This window comes from Streptomyces sp. NPDC059668 (genome assembly GCF_042734135.1).
Taxonomy (GTDB): domain Bacteria; phylum Actinomycetota; class Actinomycetes; order Streptomycetales; family Streptomycetaceae; genus Streptomyces.
On the sequence record NZ_JBHWEL010000075.1, the window covers coordinates 24149 to 27527 of the forward strand.

Annotated in this window: 3 protein-coding genes; all 3 read left to right on the forward strand. The window is 65.6% G+C overall.

Annotation, left to right across the window (positions count from 1 at the left end; genetic code table 11):
* Positions 1-378, forward strand: a 378-nt coding sequence (locus tag ACFV2J_RS34990; RefSeq protein WP_385442459.1) for an ABC transporter permease subunit, incomplete at its 5' end; no start/stop codon positions are given.
* 1 nt (position 379) lies between these two features.
* A complete protein-coding gene (locus tag ACFV2J_RS34995; RefSeq protein ID WP_385093264.1) occupies positions 380-1276 on the forward strand; it encodes a carbohydrate ABC transporter permease in 897 nt (298 codons plus the stop codon).
* A gap of 97 nt (positions 1277-1373) precedes the next feature.
* Positions 1374-3182: a glycoside hydrolase family 76 protein gene (locus ACFV2J_RS35000; RefSeq protein ID WP_385442462.1), complete on the forward strand. Its 1809-nt coding sequence runs from the start codon at positions 1374-1376 to the stop codon at positions 3180-3182.
* Positions 3183-3379 lie beyond the last annotated feature (197 nt).

Genomic DNA, 3379 nt, shown 5'->3' on the forward strand with positions numbered 1-3379 from the left:
TACACCGCAGTGCTGTCCCGGGCGGCCCTCCACAACCCCCCCGAGGACACAACCGCGGCGGCCACGAGCGCGGGGGCGACGGCGGGGCGGCTTTTCACCAGCGTGACACTGCCGCTGGTGAAACCGGCCCTGGCCGTCGCGGTCATCTTCCGCGCCCTGGACACGCTGCGCATGTACGACCTGCCGAAGATCCTCACCGGTGGCGCCAACGGCACGACGACAAGCTCGATCCTCGTGGTCGACCAACTCACCAGGGGAGCCAACTCGGCATCCGCGCTGTCCACGATCACCTTCGTATTCATCTTCGTCATCGCGTTCGGAATGGTCCGCTTGTTCAACGCCAACATCCTCGGCGCGCACGCGAAGGCGGTGAGGTGAGATGGTTACCACCACCGCACTGCCGGCCCGCACCACCAGGACCTCGGTCCGGCCGCGGCAGCGTCGGAAGATCCGCTGGAACACCGTCGGCACCGCCGCGACCACGGTGATCATCATCCTGTGGTGTCTGGCGCCGTTCTACTGGATGCTGGTGCTCTCCTTCCGGGACAGCGCCTACACCTTCTCGACCGACCTGTGGTTCAGCCACGTCACCTTCGACAACTTCAAGTACGCGTTCAACGCGGACTACAACCCCTTCGCGCGGTCACTGCTGAACAGCCTCGTCATCGGCACGGTGGTCACCGCCCTGTCCATGGTCATCGGCGTCTTCGCGGCGTACGCACTGGCCCGCCTGTCCTTCCGCGGCAAAGGCATTGTGCTGGCGGCGATCCTCGGAGCCTCGATGTTCCCCGGCGTCGCCATCCTCACCCCGCTCTTCCAGCTCTTCAGCAGCTGGCACTGGCTGGGCACCTACCAGGCGCTGGCCCTGCCGCAGATCTCCTTCTCGCTGCCGCTGGCCGTCTACACGCTGACCAGCTTCTTCGCCGCCATGCCATGGAACCTCGAAGAAGCAGCCCGGGTCGACGGCGCCACCCCGGGGCAGGCGTTCCGACTGGTCATCCTGCCGCTGGCCGCCCCGGCCGTGTTCACCACGTCCATCCTTGTCTTCCTCGCATCCTGGAACGAGTACTTGCTGTCCAGCGTGCTGTCCAACGGCGCCACAGGGGTAGCGCCCTCGACGGTCGCCATCGCGAACTTCACCGCGGGACCCCACATCGTCCCCTACACCCAGACGATGGCCGCCGGCCTCGTCGTGACGATCCCGCTGATCGTCGTCGTGCTGCTGCTGCAACGCCGCATCGTGAGCGGCCTGACCGCCGGCGGCGTCAAAGGCTGACCCTTCGCCCCGGCCGCCCCCCCCGCACGAACACCGGGAACCACTCCGCGCCACTCGCATCACGCCGTTCACCGACACCCACAAGGAGCCGCAGTCCATGAGGAACCAGACCTACGCCCTGAGAGCGACAGGGTTAGTGATCGCGTTCACCCTGCTCATCACCGGCCTGCTGGCCAACATCACGAGAGCGAGCGCGGCCTCCACCTTCAACCAGTCCGACCTCGTCAGGACGGTGAACTCCTTCCTCAACAACTACTACATCAACGGAGGTGACTTCAAAACAACCCAGACCGACGGCGGAGCCATCCACTTCTGGGAGGCATCCTTCGACCGCGAGACCCTGACGGACGCCTCACGGCTGACCGGACAGTGGAAGGACAAGATCAGCGAGACCTACTACCGGTACGAGAACACCCACTCCGCCAACCGCTTCGGGAACCCGAAGTCGTGGATCGGAAACGACACGGACTGGAACGACGACTACTCCTGGGCCACGCAGTTCGCCCTCGACGCGTTCGAGGCCACGGGTGACCAGCACATGCTCGACCAGGCGAAGTGGCACCTGGACTTCTTCTACAAGGACTACTACGACAGCGTCGACGGCGGCGGCTTCTGGCGGGAGCGCACGGCCAAGGACCAGAAGGACGTCCCCTCGAACGGCTTCGGGATCGCGGCGGCCGAACTGGCCCGCTACTACCCGAACGTCACGGTGCACAACAACCCGATGAACACCGACAAGACGTATCTGCAGATCGCCCAGGACACCTACAACTGGCTGAAGACCAGCTTCCTCCGGTCGGACGGCAGCCTCCAGAACTCCTTCTCCGGACGCGACTGGGACAACAACCTCTACACCTACAATGCCGGCGTCTTCCTGGAAATGGGCGCCAACCTCTACGACCTGACGAAGAACGCCACCTACATCACGGACGGCAGGAAGGTCGTCGACTTCGCGAAGGCCCACTTCACGACCGGCAGCAAGCAGATCATCGTCAATGAGGATGCTGTCGGCGAGAGCGGCCTCTACCGGCCCGACCCGGTGAACAGCTACGAGACGGTCTTCAAGGGCATCTTCCTCCGCGGACTGTACAAGTTCATCACGATGGGCAAGCAGAGCCAGTACATCGACTGGCTCGGCGACAACGCGCAGTCGTCCTACGATCACCGGAACAACGACCTCCCCTCGGCCTCTTTCGACCAGACCCTGACGAACGGGCGGTCAACGGGGGTGGCCTCCGGACTCGCGGCGATGACGTACACCCTCGCCGCCCAGAAGCTCTCCGGGAAGATCGAAGCGGAGACCGGCCAGAAATACGGGACCGGGAGGAACGAATCGGCTTCGTCGGCGTCGAACGGCCAACTGGTCGGAAGCATCGACAAGGCTGGGGCAGGCGTCGAGTTCCGCAACCTGTCATCGGCGAGTTCGCTCACCTTCAGAACCGCCAGCGCCAACAACGGAGCCAAGCTCAGCCTCTACGTCAACGGCAGTTATATCCGCAAGGTCGACTTCCCGTACACCGGGAACTGGAACTCCACGTTCGCTGACACCACCGTGGCGGTCTCCGTCCCCGACGGAGCGACGATCAAGCTCCAGTACGACTCCGGTGACGTCGCGGCGAACATCGACTACGTGACCCTCTCGGGATCGTCGAGTGCGACGACGTTCTACGGGGACGCCAACTACGCCGGGAGCGCGGTCTCCTTGGCGAAGGGCAGCTACACGGTGGCTCAGATGGAGGCCGCGGGTATCGCGAACGACACCATGAGCTCACTCAAGGTACCGGCCGGCTGGACGGTCGAGGTCTACCAGGACGGAAACTTCGACGGCACCAAGTGGACGTACACGGCGGACAATCCGTACGTGGGAACGGCGAACGACCAAATGTCCTCCATCCGGATCTCCTGAGGCCGGGACCGGACTGGCCAGACTCGTGGGCGCACCGGCCGGACAGGCGCCCAGGTAACGAACCGAGGATGGACAGGCAGGCGAGGCGGGGGGCCCCCCGGGGGGGGGGGGGGGCGGGCGCCCCCCCCCCCCCCCCCCCCCCCGCCCCCCCCCCCCCCCCCCCCCCCCCCCCGCGCCCCACACGCCCGCCCGCCCCC

Excerpts from the sequence above, each read along its gene's own strand:
- ACFV2J_RS34995 (WP_385093264.1), top strand. The coding sequence starts at position 380 with ATGGTTACCACCACCGCACTGCCGGCCCGCACCACCAGGACCTCGGTC.
- ACFV2J_RS35000 (WP_385442462.1), top strand. The coding sequence starts at position 1,374 with ATGAGGAACCAGACCTACGCCCTGAGAGCGACAGGGTTAGTGATCGCG.